Origin of the sequence: Spirillospora sp. NPDC047279 (genome assembly GCF_040643285.1) — a bacterium.
Lineage (GTDB): Bacteria > Actinomycetota > Actinomycetes > Streptosporangiales > Streptosporangiaceae > Spirillospora.
This window is the reverse complement of sequence record NZ_JBEYUA010000008.1, coordinates 202,044-221,308: the sequence shown is the minus strand read 5'-3', so window position 1 is coordinate 221,308 and position 19,265 is coordinate 202,044. Positions and strand designations below refer to the sequence as shown.

The window sequence follows — 19,265 nt, the reverse complement described above, 5'->3', positions numbered from 1 at the left end:
CGGCGCAGGCAGTCTGGGCACCGTGACTTCGGCCGGATCGTCCCGCAGCCCCTTTCTCAGCCGTCCCGCCGTGCGCGGGCTGTCGGGCCTGACAGCCCTCGCCCTGGCGGGTTCGCTGTCGGCCTGCACCGTACGGATCGGCGACCGGGACTCCTCCGGGCAGGGGGAATCGGTCCCGCCCGTGCCGAGCGAGCCGGGTTCGCCGGGCCAGGCCGACAGCGCCGGCGACCCCTACGTTCCCGGTGACGGCAACACCGGCTACGACGTCCAGCACTACAAGCTCAAGCTCGGCATCACGCCGGGCGGCGCCAAGGAGCTCGACGGCACGGCGGAGATCACCGCGACCGCGACCAAGCCGCTGAGCCGGTTCAACCTCGACCTGACCGGGCTCGACGTCGCCGGGGTGACGGTGGACGGCGCCGCCGCCCAGCATCAGCGGCAGGGCAGCGAGCTGATCGTCTCTCCGGCGAAGGCCCTGGCCAACGGCGCCAAGTTCACGGTCACGGTGCGCTACTCCGGCACGCCCAAGCCGTCCATCGACCCCGGGCTCGACCGTTACGGCTGGATCCGCACGCCCGACGGCGTCTTCGTGGGCTGCCAGCCGAGCGGCGCGCACACCTGGTTCCCGGCCAACGACCACCCGAGTGACAAGGCCACGTTCGACTTCGAGGTCACCGTGCCCGCCGGGCTGACCGCGGTCGCCAACGGCGAGCCCACGACCGACGTGACCGGCAGCGGGAACGACGGCGGCGGTGGCGGCGGTGGGGGTAACGACGACGAGGGGACGCCGACGACGGGCGTGCCGTCCGTCGTCCCGGCCGCGGCCTCGTCCGGCCGCCGGGTCACCACGACCTGGCGGGTCAAGGACCCGATGGCCACCTACCTGGCGACCGTGACGGTGGGCAAGTTCGACGTCAAGAGCGGCAAGACCCCGGGCGGCATCCCGATCATCACCGCGGTCGACCCGTCGCTGTCGATCGTCCGGCTCGACCAGTTCCACGCCAAGACCGCCCAGGTCACCGACGAGCTGGTGAAGCTCTTCGGCCCGTACCCGTTCACCTCGACCGGCGGCATCGTCGACAACGCGACGGTCAACTTCGCGCTGGAGACCCAGACCCGTCCGGTCTACAGCTCGCTGGCCGCGGACGAGACGATCATCGCGCACGAGCTGGCGCACATGTGGTACGGCGACAGCGTCAGCGTTACCAAGTGGAAGGACATCTGGCTGAACGAGGGCTTCGCCACCTACGCCGAGTGGATGTGGGCCGAGCGGATCGGCCGCCAGTCCGTCCAGGAGACCTTCGACGGCCTCTACGAGCAGTCCGACATGCGCGAGCTGTGGAACGTCCCGCCGGGCAACCCGGGTCGCGACGACATGTTCGGCCGTTCCGTCTACGACCGCGGCGGCATGACGCTGCACGCGCTGCGCAAGAAGATCGGCGACGAGAAGTTCTTCCAGCTCCTGAAGACCTGGGCCAAGGAGCGCCGCCACTCCAACGCCACCACGGCGCAGTTCGTCGAGACGGCCGAGCGGGTGGCGGGGCAGCAGCTCGACACGTTCTTCGAGGACTGGCTCTACAAGCGGGGCCGGCCCGCCCTCTGATGATCCACTCCGTCCGCTGCGGGTGAACTGCGGGCAAGGGGTCGGGAAAGCCGGGGCAAGTGGCGCGACTCCGCGCCGCGCGGACCAGCAGTGTGGGCCAGGTGAACGGGCCTTGGGGACGTATGGCCGCGGCGGCCACCGCCGCCGCGGTGCTGGTATCGATGAACGGCGAGGCCGCGACGGCCACCGGTTCCGCCCCGGCGCCACCGGAGTGTCCACCCTCCTCGTCGCCGGCTCCTGAGGCTCAGGCGACTCCCCCCGCGGAGTCCCCGGCGCCGTCACCGTCCGGGACGCCGGCGGCTCCCCTCCTGTCCGGTCTGACCGGCGACGGCGAGCAGCAGTGGCCCGCCCTGCCGCCCGAGGGCACCCGGCCGTTCCGGCGGATGGCGGTGCCCCCGCCCGAGGCCGCGGCCAACCCGCTGCCGGCACCGGCTCCCGCCGATCCCGCCGCGCAGACGCCTCCCGGGGCGAGCACCGCGCTGGAAGGTTGCGAGCCGGCCGCGAGCCCGCCTCCCAGCCCGCCGGTCACGGTCGTCCAGCCGCCCGCGGGCAGGCCGGGCGCCGCCGGCGTGGGCGACCCCTACTTCCGGGCCGCGGGCAACGGCGGCTACGACGCCCAGAACTACGACGTCGCGCTCGCGTACACGCCCAAGGGCGGCAAGGTCGACGCCACGGTCACCGTCACGGCCAGGGCCACCCAGAACCTCTCCCGCTTCAACCTCGACTTCCGCGGCCCCAAGATCCTCGACATCACCGTGAACGGCGGGCCCGCGGGCTTCCGCCGCAAGGGGCAGGAGCTCACCGTCACCCCGGCCGCGACCCTGACCAGGGGATCGCGGTTCACCGCGGTCGTGCGCTACTCGGGACGCCCCGGGCCGATCCGCAACGACGCGCTCGGCACGTACGGCTGGGTGCCGAGCAGGGACGGCGCGGTCGTCGTCGCCGAGCCGGACGGCGCGCCGACCTGGCTGCCGGTCAACGACCACCCGCGCGACAAGGCCACCTTCGCCTTCCGCGTCACCGTGCCGGACAACCTCCAGGTGCTGGCGAACGGCGTGCCCGGGCGGACCGTACGGCAGGGCGGCCGGGCGACCTACGCGTGGACCGAGACGTCCCCGATGGCCCCCTACCTCGCCATGGTGGCGATCGGCAGGTTCCAGGTGCGGCGCGGCAAGGCCGGGCGCATCCCGGTGATCACGGCGGTCGACCCGAAGTTCGCGAAGTCGGCCGCCGCGTTCCACAAGAACACGATCAAGGTGCTCGCCTGGGAGTCGAAGGTCTTCGGGCCGTACCCGTTCGCCACCGCCGGCGGCATCGTCGACGACCCGCGGCTGGACTACGCGCTGGAGACGCAGGAGCGGCCGGTGTACGCCGGCTTCGTGCCCGACGACGACTTCATCGTGCACGAGCTGGCCCACCAGTGGTTCGGCAACAGCGTGAGCCTTCGGAGCTGGCCCGACATCTGGCTGAACGAGGGCTTCGCCACGTACGCCGAGTGGTTGTGGCGCGAGCGCGGCAAGAAGGACTCGGCCAAGAAGATCTTCAAGCGCTACTACCGCCAGCCGGGCGGCTCGCCCATCTTCAACCCGCCCCCGGGCAGGCCCGGCCGTGGCGACCTCTTCAGCTTCTCGGTCTACATCCGCGGCGCCATGTGCCTCCAGGCGCTGCGCCAGAAGGTCGGCGACAAGGCGTTCTTCAAGATCCTCAAGACGTGGGCGAAGGCCAGGCACGACTCCACCGCGGCCACGCCCCAGTTCGTCGCACACGCCGAGAAGGTCTCCGGCAAGCAGCTCGACAGGCTGTTCAAGGTCTGGTTGTACACGAAGGGGAAGCCCAAGAAGTGGTGAGCAAGCGCCATATGACCGCGGCCCTGGCCGTCCTGCCGGCCCTGGCGGCCCTGCCCGCCCAGGCGGCGGCACCGCCCGCCAAGCCGGCACCGCCCGCCCAGGCCGGACCGGCTCAGGCCGGTCCGGGTGGGACGGCCTACACACCGGGGACGCCGGGCATCGGCGACTCCTACTTCCCGGGCTCCGGGAACGGCGGCTACGACGTCGCCCACTACGACATCGGGCTGAGCTACACGCCGGAGAGCCGGAACGTCACCGGCACCACGACGATCGCCGCGACCGCGACGCAGAACCTGGCCCGGTTCAACCTGGACTTCCTCGGCCCCAAGATCGGCTCGGTCCGGGTCGACGGCGCGGCGGCCCGGTACGAGCGGCGCGGGCAGGAGCTCGTCGTCACGCCGCGCGCCGGGATCGCCAAGGGCGCCAGGTTCAAAGTCGCCGTCGCCTACGCGGGCCGTCCGAAGCAGCTGCGCGACCCGGGGCTCGGCCCGACCGGCTGGATCACGACCCGGGACGGCGCCGCCACCCTGTCGCAGCCCGTCGGCTCGGCGGCCTGGTTCCCGCTGAACGACCACCCGTCCGACAAGGCGACCTTCGCGTTCGAGATCACCGTGCCCGAGGGCCTGAAGGTGCTGGCCAACGGCGAGCCCGGGGGCGTCTCGCGGAACGCCGCGGGCACCACGTTCCGCTGGCGGTCGGCCAAGCCGATGGCCGGCTACCTCGCCATGATCGCCATCGGGCGGTACGAGACGTTCGACGGCCGGTCCGCCGGCGGTGTCCGCACGTACTCCGCCGTCGACTCCGAGCTGGCGAGCAGCGCCGAGCGGCTGCACGAGATGACCGCCAAGGTGACCGACTGGGGCGGCAAGGTCTTCGGCCGGTTCCCGTTCGACTCCTCCGGCGGGATCATCGACATCGTGCCGGTCGGCTACGCGCTGGAGACGCAGAACCGGCCGATGTACCCGGGCGCCGCCGACACCTCGCTGATCGTGCACGAGCTGGCCCACCAGTGGTTCGGCGACAGCGTCAGCGTCGCCCGCTGGCAGGACATCTGGCTGAACGAGGGCTTCGCCACGTACGCCGAGTGGTTGTGGGCCGAGCAGCACGGCGGGCGCAAGGCCGAGAGCCGCTTCGCCGAGGCGTACGCGCGGCCCGCGAGCTTCGCCGGCTGGAAGGTGAAGACGGGCGAGCCCGGCCGGAACGGCCTCTTCGAGACCTTCCCGATCTACACGCGCGGGGCGATGACGTTGCACGCCCTGCGCACGGCCGTCGGCGACGACCGCTTCTTCACGATCCTGCGGACGTGGGCCGCCGAGCACGAGCACGGCAACGCCACCACGGCCGACTTCCGGCGCCTGGCCGAGCGGGTCTCCGGCCGCGACCTGGACCCGCTGTTCGACCGCTGGTTGTTCACCGCGGCCAAGCCTGCCCAGCGTTGATCTTCGTCGTGCTTCGTCGATCGTGAACCCGCCCGGCGGCACCGCCGGGCGGGTTCAACCCGAAAAGCTGGCCCGAACTGGCCGAATTGAGACCGATTCGCGCTTGCGGGCCCCCTTGTCACCCGAAATTCTTGGGCTTGCCCCGACGATTCTTCGAGGACGAGGTCGATGAGCAGATCCCCCAAGACCCTGACCGCCGTGGCGCTGACGGCCACCGCCGGCGTTCTCCTGTCCGTCGCGTCCCCCGCGGAGGCCGCCGACCGAAACCGGGACAGGGACCGGTTCACGCCCGGAGCCCCCGGTGCGGGCGACCCGTACTTCCCCGACATGGGCAACGGCGGCTACGACGTCGCCCACTACGACATCGGGCTCAAGTACGACCCGGCGAGCAAGAACATCCAGGCCGTGACCCGGATCGAGGCCCGGGCGACGCAGAACCTCTCCCGTTTCAACCTCGACTTCCTCGGCCCGTTGAAGATCTCGGCGTTGACGGTGAACGGGAAGAGGGCCTCCTACGAGCGCACCGGCGCCCAGGAGCTGGAGATCACCCCGCCGCGCGGGCTCCAGAAGGGCCGGCCGTTCTCGGTCTCGGTCGCCTACTCGGGCACCCCGCAGACCATCGAGGACCCGGCGCTCGGCACCTCCGGCTGGGTGCCGAACGAGGACGGCGCGCTCATGGTCAACCAGCCGATCGGCGCCGCCACCGTCTACCCGGTCAACGACACCCCGCTCGACAAGGCCACCTACACGATCACGCTGGCCGTGCCGAAGGGGCTGACCGCGCTGTCCAATGGCGACCCCGCGGGCAGTTGGACGAAGAACGGCCTGGCGGTCTCGCGCTGGGAGATGCGCCAGCCGATGGCCAGCGAGCTGAGCATGATCGCGATCGGCAAGTACGACGTGCTCACCACCAAGCTCGGCAGGATGCCCAACATCACCGCCACCGACCAGCGGCTGGGGATCACGCCGGCGCTGGCCACGGACTTCAACAAGCAGACCGGCGACTTCCAGAACTACCTCGCCTCGATCTTCGGCAAGTACCCGTTCTCCTCGACCGGCGGCATCGCGCTCAAGGCGAACGTGGGCTACGCGCTGGAGACCCAGGGCCGCCCGATCTACGACCTCACCCGGCGGCCGGGCACCATCCCGCGGCCGGATCTGATCATCCACGAGCTGGCCCACCAGTGGCTCGGCGACAGCGTGACGCCCGAGCGCTGGGCCGACATCTGGATGAACGAGGGCTTCGCGACCTACAGCGAGTGGCTCTACTTCGAGAAGTACACCGGCAAGCCCGTGCAGCAGACGTTCGACGAGGTGTACGCCACCCCGGCCGACGACGACCTGTGGGTGCCCAAGACCGCCGACCCGGGCCGCGACAACATCTTCCACCCGACCGTGTACGACCGGGGCGCGATGACGCTGCACGCGCTGCGCAAGGAGATCGGCGACAAGGCGTTCTTCACGATCGCCAGGTCGTGGCCGACCGTCAACCGCCACGGCAACGTCAGCACGGCCGACTTCATCGCCTACGCCGAGAAGGTCTCCGGCAAGCAGCTGGACACCCTCTTCAAGGAGTGGGTCTACACCTCCGGCAAGCCCAGCCTCTAACGATGACGAGCGCCGTCGAGGGGGTCAGCTGAGCGTGAGGGTGTAGCCCTTCGCGCGGAGGCGGCCGAGGACCTCCTCGCCGTGCTCGGAGCCGCGCGTCTCCAGATGGAGGAGCACTTCGGCCTCCTCGACGTGGAGGCGCGCGGCGACCCGTTCGTGCATCACGTCCAGCACGTTGACGCCCAGCTCGGCCAGCTCGCTGAGCAGCGTCACCAGCGCGCCGGGCCGGTCCTTGAGGCGGCAGCGCACCACCATGTAGCGGCCCGCCCCGGCGAGCCCGTGGCGCAGCACCTTGGCCAGCAGCAGCGGGTCGACGTTGCCGCCCGACAGCAGGACGACGACGGGCGTGCGCACCGCGTAGGAGTGCTCCAGCAGCGCGGCGACACCGGCGGCGCCCGCGGGCTCGACCACCATCTTCATGCGTTCGAGGCACAGCAGCAGCGCCTGCGAGATCGACTCCTCGGTGACGGTGACGACCGCGTCGACGAGCTCGTTGACCATCTCGTAGGTGAGCTCGCCGGGCGCGCCCACCGCGATGCCGTCGGCCATGGTCGGGTTGACCTCGACCCGGACCGGGCGGCCGGCGGCCAGCGAGGGCGGGAACGCCGCCACCCGCTTGGCCTGGGCGCCGACGACCTTGACGTCCGGCCCGCCGCGCTCCAGCGCGACCGCGCGCAGCGCGGCCGCCACTCCCGACATCAGGCCGCCGCCGCCGACCGCGCCGACCACCGTGCGCACGTCGGGGCACTCGTCGACGATCTCCAGCCCGATCGTGCCCTGCCCGGTGACCACGTCACGGTGGTCGAACGGGTGGATGAGCACCGCGCCGGTCTCGTCGGCGTACTCCTGCGCCGCCACCAGGCACTCGTCGACGGTCGGGCCGGGGAACACCACGTCGGCGCCGTAGCCGCGGGTGGCCTCGACCTTGGGGATCGGCGCGCCCTCGGGCATGAACACGGTGGCCTTGCAGCCGAGGGTGGAGGCGGCGAGCGCGACGCCCTGCGCGTGGTTGCCCGCGCTCGCCGCGACGACGCCGCGGGCGCGCTCCCCGTCGCTGAGCCGCGCGATGCGCACGTACGCGCCGCGGATCTTGAACGAGCCGGTGCGCTGGAGGTTCTCGCACTTGAGGAAGACGGGGCCGCCGACGGTCTCGGACAACACCCGAGAGTGGATCAGCGGAGTGGGAACGATCACTCCGCGCAGCAGCTCCTGGGCCGCGCGGATCTCATCGACGCTGACGAGCTCCATCCCCGAATCCTCTCACCCGCCGGGAGCACCGGCGTCCCCGGCCGAGCCGGGGACCGCGCGCCCGGCCGGGCCGCGCGCCCCGGTCGGCCGCGCGCCCCGTCAGTCGGCGTTCCAGTAGCGGTCGCCGGCGAAGATGAGCGCGGCGGCGCCGATGAGACCGGACGTCTGGCCGAGCGAGGCGGGCACGACCTGCACCTGCCGGGCGAACTCCATCCGGGCGTGCCGGCGCAGCGCCTCCTCCAGCGGGTCGAAGAGCATCGCGCCCGCCTGCGACAACCCGCCGCCGATCGCGACGGTCTCCAGGTCGCACAGGTGGGTCGCCGAGGCGATCGCGATGCCGAGGGCGCGCCCCGCCCGCCGCATGGCGGACTCGGCGACCGGATGGCCGCGGCGGGCGTCGTCGGCCAGATCGACGCCGGTCGCGTCCGCCTGCCCGGGCCGCCAGCCCTCCGACTGCGCCCAGGCGACCAGGCCCGGCCCGCGCGCGATCGCCTCCAGGCAGCCGCGGCCGCCGCAGACGCACGGCGGGCCCTCCGGGTCGACGACCACATGGCCGATGTGCCCGGCGTTGCCGCTGGCACCGTCGATCAGGTGGCCGTTCAGGACCAGGCCGCCGCCCACGCCGGTCGACACCACCATGCCGAGGACGTTGTCGCGCCCGCGTCCGGCGCCCCGCCAGTGTTCGCCGACGGCCACGCAGATCGCGTCGTTGTGCACCCGGACGGGCAGGCCCGCGTACCGCGCGCGCAGCCGTTCGCGCAGCGGGAACGCGCGCCACGCGGGGATGTTGAGCGGGGACACCTCGGCGTCGGGCCAGGTCATCGGGCCGCCGCAGCCCACGCCGACGCCCGCGAGTGGCGGGTTGCCCGCGTCGGCGACGAGCTTGCCGAGCAGCGACTCCAGCGTCCGCCAGAGGCCCTCGGCGTCGACGCCGTCGCCGTTGGGGGTGGAGATCCGGTCGTAGGCGGCGACCCGGCCGCCGAACTCGACCAGCCCCACCGCCATCTTGGTGCCGCCGATGTCGATCGCCAGCGCGGGCGGCCGGTCCGCGGGCTCGGTCATCACGCCGCGCTCCGCGGGCTCGGTCATCACGCCGCGCTCCGCGGGCTCAGACATCACGCCGCGCTCCGCGGGCTCAGACATCACGGCCCGCCGGGCCGAAGGCGAGGATGGACGCGGTGAACCCGTGGACGTGGTTGCGCCCGGCCACCGGCCCGATCTCGCCCGCCGCGAAAAAGCCGCCCACGCCCACGTCGCCGAACGTGCGGGTGAGCACCTTGGCGTCGTGGTCGGAGTCGGGGAACATCGTGCGCCCGCGCCCGTTGCAGGAGAACAGCAGGGCCCCCTCGACCGGTCCGAGGTCGAACCGGTCGAGCAGCGCGGCCAGGTCCTCGTCGGCGGCGCCCGCGTCGCGCACCTGGAAGCGCACGGTGCGGCCGACCTCCACCACGTCGCCGATCGCGATCGCGCCGCTGTCGGTGTCGGCGCCGACCACGCCCCGCACCAGGAAGTCGCCGTGCTCGTGCTCCTCGGCGTACTCGTCCATGGCCACGCCGATCAGCAGCCCGCGCCCGGCGAGCTCCTGCTCCTCCTCCGGCAGGCCGAGCACGATCTGCTCCAGCTTGTCGAGGGCGGGGGTGCCGGCCAGCTCGTACAGCACGTTCTCGGTCGCCCTGGTCACGACCATGTCGGGGCCGATCGGCCGGGCGCCCTGGCTGACCACGGTGGCGGCCGTGACCGGCCCGCCGATCACCACGCCGACCGCGCCGGAATCGAAGATCTCCCCGTTGACGAACACCCGGGTGCCGCCGCGCCCGCCGCCCTCGGCCATGCCGCCGACCAGCGGCAGGCCTGGCATCGCCTCATCGGACCGTTCGACGAAGGCGTCCACCGGGAAGGTGTACGGATCGGCGAGCAGGACGCCCACGACGTCGTCGTCGTTGCCGTCGGGCATGCCGACGACGATCAGCCGTTCCTCCGGCGGGATCTCGCCCTCCTCGGCCTCGCCGGCGGGGGCCGCCCCCATCCGCAGCGTCTCCAGCCGGAAGGTCTCCAGGCGGGCGCCGGGCAGCACGGCCGCCCAGGCGCTCACCGCGCTGGACTCCTCCACGCCACGGCCCGCGCCGATCACTCCGGACGCGCTGCACCCGAGCACCGCGGCCTGCCGCTCACCCCCGTGACTCCGCCCGGCCTCCACCGAGGCGACCTCCATGGCGCGGAGGGCGGCGGATTCGAGATCATCGGCATCTCCGGTGGAAATGAACACACAGACCAGGTCTGGCGGCGCTTCCAGTGGTGCCAGAGCCTGTTTCACCGCCGATTCGGCAGCGCTGAGAAGATCGGGTCCGAGGGCCAGACCGTCACCGAAGCGAGCCATCGGTCTCCCCTCCTTCGAGCCGTTCACCGGATGGGGTCACACTCCCCAGTTTCCCCGTTCGATCGCGCTCACCCAAATACGGGCCCTCCGGCGGCCGTTCAGAAAGGGGTGCGATTCGGCGAATCCGCGACGTAGTGTCGATCGCGTGCGTCAATCCACACCTCGCGACACCACACTGGGCGAGCTTCGCACCAGCGGTCACATCCAGCGGTCGGTCAAGGCCGAGATCCGCGACAACCTTCTCGTCCGGCTGAGATCGGGCGAGCCGCGGTTCCCGGGCATCGTCGGCTTCGACGACACCGTGCTCCCCCACCTCGAACGCGCCCTGCTGGCCGGGCACGACCTGGTGCTGCTGGGCGAGCGCGGCCAGGGCAAGACCCGCCTGATCCGCACGCTGGTGCAGCTGCTCGACGAGTGGACGCCGGTGATCGCCGGCTGCGAGATCAACGACCATCCGTACGAGCCGGTCTGCGTGCGCTGCCGGCGGCTGGCCGACGAGCTGGCCGACGAGCTGCCGGTGACCTGGAAGCACCGTGACGACCGTTTCGGCGAGAAGCTCGCGACCCCGGACACCAGCGTCGGCGACCTGATCGGCGACGTCGACCCGATCAAGGTGGCCGAGGGCCGCACCCTGGGCGACCCCGAGACCGTGCACTACGGCCTCGTGCCGCGCACCAACCGCGGCATCTTCTCCATCAACGAGCTGCCCGACCTGGCCGAACGCATCCAGGTGGCGCTGCTCAACGTGCTGGAGGAGCGCGACGTCCAGGTGCGCGGCTACGCCCTGCGGCTGCCGCTGGACGTGCTGCTGCTGGCCAGCGCCAACCCCGAGGACTACACCAACCGCGGCCGCATCATCACGCCGCTCAAGGACCGTTTCGGTGCCGAGATCCGTACCCACTACCCGGTGGAGCTGGACGACGAGCTCGCCCTCATCCGGCAGGAGGCGCGGCTCGACGAACTCCAGGCCGAGGTGCCCGAGCACCTGCTCGAGGTGATCGGCCGGTTCACCCGGCTGGTCCGCGAATCCACCGCGGTCGACTCCCGTTCCGGCGTGTCGGCGCGGTTCGCGCTGGCGGGCGCCGAGACGGTGGCCGCGGGCGCGCTGCGGCGGGCGGCGCTGACCGGCGAGGAGGACGCGGTGGCGCGGGTCTGCGACCTGCCGGCCGTGGTGCCGTCGCTGATGGGCAAGGTCGAGTTCGAGGTCAGCGAGGAGGGCCGCGAGCAGGAGGTGCTGGAGCACCTGCTGCGCCGCGCGATCGCCGAGACCTACCGGCGCACGCTCGGCGCCGCCGACCTGACCGGGCTGCTCGACAAGTTCGACGCGGGCGAGGTGGTCGAGTCCGGCGAGCTGGTCTCGTCGGCCGAGCTGCTGCGCCGGATCGGCCCGGTGACCGGCCTCGCCAAGATCATGGAACGGCTGGACCTGACCGGGGAGTCGCCCGGCCAGGCCGCGGCCGCCCTGGAGTTCGCGCTGGAGGGGCTCTTCCTCACCCGCCGGCTGTCCAAGGACACCTCGTCCGGACGCCCCGACGGCACCGCCACCTACCGCACATGATCCAGGGGGCCGCCCTCGCGCGGCCGCGGGAAGAGTTGGGGGCTTACTGATGAGCCGCTACCGGTACGGGGCGTACCACGACGGGCCCGACCCGCTCGCCCCGCCCTACGACGTGCGGGACGCGCTCGACGCGATGGGCGACTCGGTGCTGGAGGGCACCCGCCCCGACGACGCGCTGCGCGAGCTCCTGCGCCGCGGTCTGCCCGGGCAGCAGGGCCGGCACGGGCTCGACGACCTGCTGCGGCAGGCCCGGGAGCGGCGCCGCGAGCTGCGCGACCGCGGCCGTCTCGACGGCACGCTCGAGCAGGCCCGCGCGCTGCTCGACACCGCGATCGGGCAGGAGCGGGCCGAGCTCTTCCCCGATCCGGGTGACGAGGCGCGGCTGCGCGAGGCCGAGCTCGACACGCTGCCGCGCGACACCTCGCAGGCGATCCGGCGGTTGTCGGACTACGACTGGCGCTCGCCCGCCGCGCGCCAGACGTTCGAGCAGCTCAAGGACCTGCTGCGGCGCGACGTCCTGGACGCGCAGTTCCAGGGCATGAAGCAGGCGCTGCAGAGCCAGGACCCGCGGATGATGGAGCGGGTCAAGGACATGATGGCCGCGCTCAACGGGATGCTCGAGAAGGACGCGCGCGGCGAGCACACCCAGGAGGACTTCGAGCGGTTCATGGCGGATTACGGGGATTTCTTCCCCGACCAGCCGCAGAACCTCGAAGAGCTGGTCGACTCGCTGGCCCGCCGGGCGGCGGCGATGGACCGGCTGCTGGCCTCGCTCAGCCCAGAGCAGCGCGAGGAGCTGGCCGGGCTGATGGAGCAGGCGATGCAGGACGCGGGCCTGGCCATGGAGATGTCCCGGCTCAACGACGCGCTCCGGGGCCGGCGGCCCGACCTGGGCTGGGGCGGCCAGGAGCGCATGACCGGCGAGGAACCGCTGGGCATGGGCGACGCCACCGGCGCGCTGGCCGAGCTCGCCGACCTGGCCGAGCTGGAGGCCGCGCTGGCGCAGGACTACCCCGGCGCCCGGCTCGACGACATCGACGAGGCCGCCGTCCAGCGTGCCCTCGGCCGGCAGGCGGTCGACGACCTGGCCGCGCTGCGCCGCATCGAGAAGGAGCTGGAGCGCCAGGGATACCTGCAACGTCAGCGCGGCAAGCTGGAGTTGACGCCCAAGGCGGTGCGGCGCCTCGGCGAGACCGCGTTGCGGCGGGTGTTCTCGCAGCTGGAGGCGGGCCGGCGCGGCGACCACGACCAGCACGACGCCGGGCAGGCGGGCGAGCTGACCGGGTCCAGCCGCGAGTGGCGGTTCGGCGACGAGCAGCCCCTCGACGTGGTGCGCACGGTGAGCAACGCCATCCACCGCAGCGTCGCCACGTCCGAGGGCGTCCGGCCGGCGAACGGGGTGCGGCTCACCGTGGACGACTTCGAGGTGCACGAGACCGAGCGCCGGACCGCGGCGGCGGTCTGCCTGCTGGTCGACCTCTCCTACTCCATGGTGCTGCGCGGCACGTGGGCGGCGGCCAAGCAGACCACGCTCGCGCTGCACGCCCTGGTGACCAGCAAGTACCCGCAGGACGCCATCCAGATCATCGGCTTCTCCAACTACGCGCGCGAGCTGCACCCGACGGAGATGACCGGGCTCGACTGGGACATGGTGCAGGGCACCAACCTGCACCACGCGCTGCTGATCGCGGGCCGCCATCTCGACCGCCATCCGGACTTCGAGCCGATCGTGCTGGTGGTCACCGACGGCGAGCCGACCGCGCACCTGCGTTCGGACGGCCGGTCGGTGTTCGACTACCCGCCGTCCGCCGACACGCTGGTGCTCACGCTGGCCGAGGTCGACAAGATGACCCGGCGCGGCGCGTCCCTCAACGTCTTCATGCTGGCCGACGACCGGCGGCTGGTGTCGTTCGTGGAGGAGGTCGCGCGTCGCAACGGCGGGCGGGTGTTCGCACCCGACGCGGAGCGGCTCGGCGAGTACGTGGTGAGCGATTACCTGCGGGTACGCCGCGGGCGGCGCTGACGGCCTCCGCGTGCTCCCTAGGTGAAGGCGCCCGCGGCGCACTAGGGTCGGCGCCATGTCGAAATCCGATCGCCTGCTGCTGGTCCTGCACATCGGCTTCGCGATCTTCGCACTGGGCCCGCTGACCGCCGCGACCATGGCGACGCCCCGGTTCATCCGGAAGCAGAACACGGTCGTGCTGCGGTACCTCAACCGGACCACGCGGATCTACGGGCTGGGGACGCTGGGCATCCTCCTGTTCGGGCTCTTCCTGGCCGACGGCGACTTCGCCAGGGTCTGGCTGACGGCGTCGATCACGTTGTTCGCGGTCGCGCTGGTCCTGCTCATGCTCGTCGAACGTGACCAGCGCAGGGCGATCCACCTGCTGGAGGTCGCCGAGGCCGAGGCGGCTCCGGCGGCGACCGCGGTCGCCGCCGTCCCGAAGGACGGCAAGGAAGACAAGGCGGACAAGGCGGACAAGGCCGCCAAGTCCAAGGACGGCGAGGAGCCCGCCGAGGCCGAGACCCCGGCCGCCGCCTCGGCCGTGCGCGCCGACATCGCCCAGGTCGAGCGCGGCCGCATCGCGTCCATGTCGGGCGTGGTGGCCCTGCTCTGGCTGGTGATCCTGTTCCTGATGGTCTGGTACGGCTGACGCGTCACGCCGCCCGCGGGGTCAGCGCGTGCGGGCCTTGATCCACGACAGCAGCGCCGGGTAGACCGTCTCGTCGTTCATCAGGTCGGTGCCGTGCGTCTTCCCGCCGACGGTCCTGACGGTGACCGGCACCCCCACCGACCGCAGGGCGCCGGCCAGGCCAGTGCTCTGGGTGACCGGAACGAAGTCGCCCGAGCTGTGCATGAGCAACATCGGCGCGTCGCCCGCCGAGGCGTGCGCCGCGGAGTTGGCGTCGTCGACCAGTTCCCAGCAGGGCGCGGCGGCCTCGCTCGGCACGCAGCCGAGCAGCTCGACGACGGCTCCGCGCAGGCTCGCGCGCTGCGGCGAGGCGCCCGCCAGCAGCCCGTCCTGGTATGCCAGGTACGGGGTGTTGACCGGGGAGAGCGCCGCGACGCCGCGCACCTGCCGCGCCCCCTCGCCCAGCGTGCCCAGCTGGGTCGCCAGGTGACCGCCGGCCGAGGACCCGACGACGACGATCCGGTCGGGGTCGACGTTCCAGGCCTTGGCGTGCTTCTTGACGAAGGCCAGCGCGGTCTGCGCGTCGTCGCGCTGCGCGGGCCAGTGCGCGGTGCTCGACAGCCGGTAGTTGGCGGCGAAGACCGTGAAGCCCTGCGTGGTCAGCCGCCGCGCGAAGTACTTCCAGCCGGTCTTGTCGCCGTGCCGCCACGAGCCGCCGTGCAGGAGCAGCACGCCCGGCCTGGCGGGCGTCGGCGGCTGGGTCTGGGGCTGTGTCTGCCCGCCGGGCTGCTGCGTCTGCTGATCGGACGGCTGCGTCTGCCGGGCGCCCGGCTGCTCCTGGCCGCCGGTCACCGGCTGCTCCCGCCGCGCCGGCTTCTTGGCCGGGGCGCGCCAGTAGACGTCGATGCGCTGCCGCGGGTCGCGCCCGTAGGGGTAGGTGCGCTCGCGCGGCGGCTTGGGCGTCACCATCACGGTGCGCGCCGACACCACCGACGAGTCGGCCGCGGCGGACGTCGACGCCGACGCCGAGGAGGAGGACGTCGAGGACGGCTCTCCCGCGGACGGCGACGGTGTGGAAGGCGACGGCGCGGCGGTCGTCGTGGAGTCGCTCTCCAGACCGCTCAGCACGGGCGTCGGCGGCTCGGCCAGCGCCCCCGAGGGCACGGCGACCGCCGCCAGACAGGTCGCGGCACAGGCCGCCCCGGCCACCAGCACTTTGCGCACTCCGGCCCCTTTCTTGGCGGAACTCGGCGCGCACATCATAGAGCCTTGATCACCTTTGCCGGGAGATCACGGCGAAACCCCGCGCTGGCGCGGGTCGGCCGAGGGCGCCGGCGCGGGTCAGCCGAGGGCGCGTTCGAGGTCCCTGAGCAGGTCGCCGACGTCCTCGATGCCGACCGAGAGCCGGACGAGATCGGCGGGGACCTCCAGCGGCGACCCGGTCGCCGAGGCGTGCGTCATGCGCCCGGGGTGCTCGATGAGCGACTCGACGCCGCCCAGCGACTCGCCGAGCGTGAACAGCTCGGTCCGCTCGCACACCCGGACCGCCGCCTCCTCCGAGGCCATCCGGAACGACACCATCCCGCCGAAGGCCTTCATCTGCTTGGCCGCGACGTCGTGGCCCGGGTGGCCCGGCAGCCCCGGGTAGAGCACCTGCGTGACCTCGGGACGGCGGGAGAGCATGGTGACGATCGCCTCGGCGTTGGCGCAGTGCCGGTCCATCCGCACGGCCAGGGTCTTGATGCCGCGCAGCGTCAGCCACGCGTCGAACGGCCCGGCCACGGCGCCCATCGCGTTCTGGTGGAACGTCAGCCGCTCCCCCAGGTCGGCGTCGGCCACGATCAGCGCGCCGCCGACCACGTCGGAGTGGCCGCCGATGTACTTGGTCGTCGAGTGGATGACGACGTCCGCGCCCAGCGCCAGCGGCTGCTGGAGGTAGGGCGAGGCGAACGTGTTGTCGACCGCGAGCAGCGCCCCGGCGTCGTGCGCGACGCCGGCCAGCGCGGCGATGTCGGCGATGCCGAGCAGCGGGTTGGTCGGCGTCTCGACCCAGACCAGCCTGGTCTCGGGCCGGACCGCCGCGCGCACCGCCTCGATGTCGCCGAGCGGCACCGGGTCGAACGTGACGCCCCACGGCTCGGCCACCTTGGCGAAGAGCCGGTAGGTGCCGCCGTAGGCGTCGTTGGGGATGACGACGTGGTCGCCGGGCCTGAGCACGGTGCGCAGGAGGGTGTCCTCGGCGGCGAGCCCGGACGCGAACGCCAGCCCGCGCGAGCCGCCCTCGATCTGGGCCAGGCAGGTCTCCAGAGCCGTCCGGGTCGGGTTGGCCGACCGCGAGTACTCATAACCTCCGCGCAGGCCGCCGATGCCGTCCTGCTTGTACGTGGAGACCTGGTAGATCGGCGGGACCACGGCGCCCGTGGTCGGGTCGGCCTCCTGCCCCGCGTGAATGGCCAGCGTCTCGAAGCCCTGCTGAACGTCGTTGTCCATGGGGACGAGGCTACCCACCCGCGGCGATACCCGAGGACGAGCCGTGCACCTCGCAGGTATCAGCCGAGGGTTGGCTTCGCAGCGGGACCACAACGAGGAATCCGCTCTCTAGCGTCGTTATCGATCCCCGAAGACACCTCATTGAAGGAACAGACGCATGTTCGCATGGCTCGCGCGCGTCGTTGTCAGACATCCGTGGTGGACGATCCTCGCCTGGGTGGCGGCGGCGGCCGCGATCATCATGACGGCGCCCTCCATCTCCACGCAGGAGGACACGGCCGACTTCCTCCCGAGCAAGTACGAGTCGATCCAGGCCGCGAAGATCGCCGAGAAGGCGTTCCCGCAGCAGGACGAGGAATCCGCGCTGATCGTCGTCAAGCGGTCCGACGGGGCGGCGCTCACCGCCGCCGACAGCGCCCGGATCACCAAGGCCGCCAAGGCGCTGGAGAGCGGCAGGCCCCCGGTGGTGCGCACGTTCGCCACCGGCCCGGACACGGTCGCGCCCAACAAGGCGGTCCAGATCATCGGCATGCCGATGACCGGTGACGACGACGACAAGATGAGCGAGGCGGTCAAGGAGGTCCGCGGCCAGCTCCCCGCCCAGCTGGCGGGCAGCGGGATGGAGGCCAAGATCGGCGGCAACGTCGCGTCGTGGGTCGACAACGAGGAGTCATTCGAACAGTCGTTCGAGATCGTGGGGATCGCGACGTTCATCCTGATCATCGCATTGATCCTGCTGATCTTCCGGGCACCGCTCGCCGCGCTGCTGCCGCTGCTGGTCATCACCGCGACGATGCAGGTGGTGAACGGGTTGATCGCGTACGCGGCGAACGCCTTCGGCTGGGAGGTCGGCGAGGACCTCGGCATCATCATGCTGATCGTGCTGTTCGGCATCGGCACCGACTACATCCTGTTCCTGCTGTTCCGCTTCCGCGAGCGGCTGCGCGCCGGGGACGACAGGAAGACCGCGATGATCGTGTCGATGGAGCGTGTCGGCGAAGTCATCTTCTCGGCGGCGGGGGCCGTCGCGGTCGCCTTCCTGGTGATGCTGCTGGCCGCGTTCGGCGGGTTCGGCCCGATGGGCCCGGCGCTCGCGATCGCCGTCACGGTCATGGCGGTCACCTCGCTCACCCTGGTCCCGGCCATCGTGACGCTGCTCGGCACCGCCGTGTTCTGGCCGTCGAAGGCCTGGAAGAAGCAGCCCAAGGGCACCAGCGCCGCCGCGCTCGGACGGATCGTCGGCCGGCGTCCCGCGCTGGTCGCGCTCGTCTCGGGCGGCCTGCTCGTCGGCCTCGCGGCCGGGGTGTTCTCGTTCCAGAGCAACAACGACTTCTTCGCCGGGTTCCCGCAGGACACCGAGTCCGCGCAGGCCAACAAGGACATGCAGAAGGGCTTCCCGCCCGGCCTGACCACGCCCGTGACCGTGTACCTGAAGCGCGGCGACGGCCAGGCGATCACCCCGGCGCAGACCTCGGCGTTCAGCGCCAAGGCCAAGGACGTCCCCGGTGTGGGCCGGGTCCAGGAGGCCCAGCCCAGCAAGTCCGATCCGACCGTGGCGAGCGTCGACCTGCTGCTCAAGCAGAACCCGCTGTCGGCCGAGTCGATCGAACTGGTCCGCGGCGACCTGCGGGACGCGGTGCACGCCGCCGCGCCGTCCGGCACGCGCGCCTACGTCGGAGGCGAGACGGCGACGTTCGCCGACATCAACAACGTGATGAACCGCGACCTGTCGGTGATCCTCCCGGTGGCGGCGCTGCTGATCGCGATCATCCTCGCGCTGCTCCTGCGCAGCCTGGTGGCGCCGATCTATCTGGTCGGAGTGGTGCTGCTCGGCTTCGCGGCCACGATGGGCGCGGCCGTCTACACCTTCCAGGGCGCGCTCGGCGAACCCGGGATCACCTTCCAGCTGCCGACGATCCTCTACCTGTTCGTGCTGGCCATCGGGACCGACTACAACATCCTGCTGACGGCGCGGTTGCGGGAGGAGGCCAAGCAGGGCAACGATCCGCGCCGCGCCGCCGCCCTGGCGGTCGAGCACGGCGGCCCGACCGTCGCCGCGGCCGGGCTGATCCTGGCCGGCACCTTCTCGGTGATGATGCTGGCGAAGGTCTCGATGCTCCAGCAGATCGGGTTCTCGGTCGCCATCGGGATCGTGCTGTCGGCGTTCGTGATCTCGATCTTCCTGGTGCCGTCGCTGACCGCGCTGCTCGGCCACAAGGCGTGGTGGCCGGGCCACGGAGACGAGCCGCCGGCGCCCGAGAACCCGGGCCCGCACGAGGACCGGCTCGCCCACTCGGGCCGGTACGCCTGATCGGAACATCCCCGACAGCAGGAGGGCGGGGACCCGGCCCGCCCTCCTGGAGGATGAGAACCTCCCCCGGAAGTATCAGGTCAGAGTTCGGCGCCCAGACTGACCACAAACGGCAGAACGTTCCATACGGTTGACCGGTATCTCTATACAA

General features: G+C 72.0%; 13 protein-coding genes. 8 read left to right on the top strand and 5 right to left on the bottom strand.

From position 1 onward, the window contains the following. Window positions 1-22 precede the first annotated feature (22 nt). From ABZ810_RS22210 to ABZ810_RS22195, 4 genes are all read left to right on the top strand, one after another. The gene (locus ABZ810_RS22210; protein WP_358405898.1) at window positions 23-1,603 is read left to right on the top strand and encodes a M1 family metallopeptidase; all 1,581 of its coding nucleotides are present in this window, start codon (window positions 23-25) and stop codon (window positions 1,601-1,603) included. 101 nt (window positions 1,604-1,704) lie between these two features. Next, window positions 1,705-3,450, top strand: coding sequence for a M1 family metallopeptidase (locus ABZ810_RS22205; protein ID WP_358405896.1), 1,746 nt, complete (start codon window positions 1,705-1,707; stop codon window positions 3,448-3,450). Next, window positions 3,447-4,889 (top strand): M1 family metallopeptidase, encoded by a 1,443-nt coding sequence (locus ABZ810_RS22200; protein ID WP_358405895.1) that lies wholly within the window; start codon window positions 3,447-3,449, stop codon window positions 4,887-4,889. The genes ABZ810_RS22205 and ABZ810_RS22200 overlap by 4 nt, the downstream gene beginning before the upstream one ends. Window positions 4,890-5,057: 168 nt before the next feature. Continuing rightward, complete coding sequence (locus ABZ810_RS22195) at window positions 5,058-6,497, top strand: M1 family metallopeptidase (RefSeq protein ID WP_358405893.1); 1,440 nt, start codon at window positions 5,058-5,060, stop codon at window positions 6,495-6,497. Between the two features lie 24 nt (window positions 6,498-6,521). On the opposite strand, the gene ilvA is transcribed toward ABZ810_RS22195, so the two are convergent. The 3 genes from ilvA to ABZ810_RS22180 form a co-directional block, all read right to left on the bottom strand. After that, the gene (ilvA, locus tag ABZ810_RS22190; protein WP_358405892.1) at window positions 6,522-7,745 is read right to left on the bottom strand and encodes a threonine ammonia-lyase; all 1,224 of its coding nucleotides are present in this window, start codon (window positions 7,743-7,745) and stop codon (window positions 6,522-6,524) included. A 99-nt stretch (window positions 7,746-7,844) separates the two neighbouring features. Continuing rightward, on the bottom strand, window positions 7,845-8,861 hold the full coding sequence (locus ABZ810_RS22185) for an ROK family protein (RefSeq protein ID WP_358405890.1): 1,017 nt from the start codon (window positions 8,859-8,861) through the stop codon (window positions 7,845-7,847). A 19-nt stretch (window positions 8,862-8,880) separates the two neighbouring features. Then, window positions 8,881-10,122, bottom strand: a complete 1,242-nt coding sequence (locus ABZ810_RS22180; protein ID WP_358405889.1) for an FIST N-terminal domain-containing protein — start codon at window positions 10,120-10,122, stop codon at window positions 8,881-8,883. Window positions 10,123-10,267: 145 nt separating this feature from the next. Here ABZ810_RS22180 and ABZ810_RS22175 point away from each other — a divergent pair, with 145 nt between their 5' ends. The 3 genes from ABZ810_RS22175 to ABZ810_RS22165 are packed head-to-tail and all read left to right on the top strand — an operon-like array spanning window position 10,268 to window position 14,334. Then, window positions 10,268-11,680, top strand: a complete 1,413-nt coding sequence (locus ABZ810_RS22175; protein WP_358405887.1) for a sigma 54-interacting transcriptional regulator — start codon at window positions 10,268-10,270, stop codon at window positions 11,678-11,680. 49 nt (window positions 11,681-11,729) lie between these two features. After that, a complete protein-coding gene (locus tag ABZ810_RS22170; RefSeq protein WP_358405886.1) occupies window positions 11,730-13,703 on the top strand; it encodes a hypothetical protein in 1,974 nt (657 codons plus the stop codon). A gap of 55 nt (window positions 13,704-13,758) precedes the next feature. Continuing rightward, window positions 13,759-14,334, top strand: coding sequence for a hypothetical protein (locus tag ABZ810_RS22165; RefSeq protein WP_358405884.1), 576 nt, complete (start codon window positions 13,759-13,761; stop codon window positions 14,332-14,334). A 21-nt stretch (window positions 14,335-14,355) separates the two neighbouring features. Here the strand turns inward: ABZ810_RS22165 and ABZ810_RS22160 are convergent, their stop codons facing one another. Continuing rightward, window positions 14,356-15,537 carry an alpha/beta hydrolase gene (locus ABZ810_RS22160; RefSeq protein ID WP_358405883.1) on the bottom strand — a complete coding sequence of 394 codons (1,182 nt, stop codon included), beginning with the start codon at window positions 15,535-15,537 and terminating at the stop codon, window positions 14,356-14,358. A 117-nt stretch (window positions 15,538-15,654) separates the two neighbouring features. Then, a complete protein-coding gene (locus ABZ810_RS22155) occupies window positions 15,655-16,803 on the bottom strand; it encodes a cystathionine gamma-synthase (protein WP_358405882.1) in 1,149 nt (382 codons plus the stop codon). Between the two features lie 157 nt (window positions 16,804-16,960). Here ABZ810_RS22155 and ABZ810_RS22150 point away from each other — a divergent pair, with 157 nt between their 5' ends. Continuing rightward, entirely contained in the window at window positions 16,961-19,114 is a 2,154-nt protein-coding gene (locus ABZ810_RS22150; RefSeq protein ID WP_358405880.1) for an MMPL family transporter, read from the top strand. The last annotated feature ends 151 nt before the right edge of the window (window positions 19,115-19,265 follow it).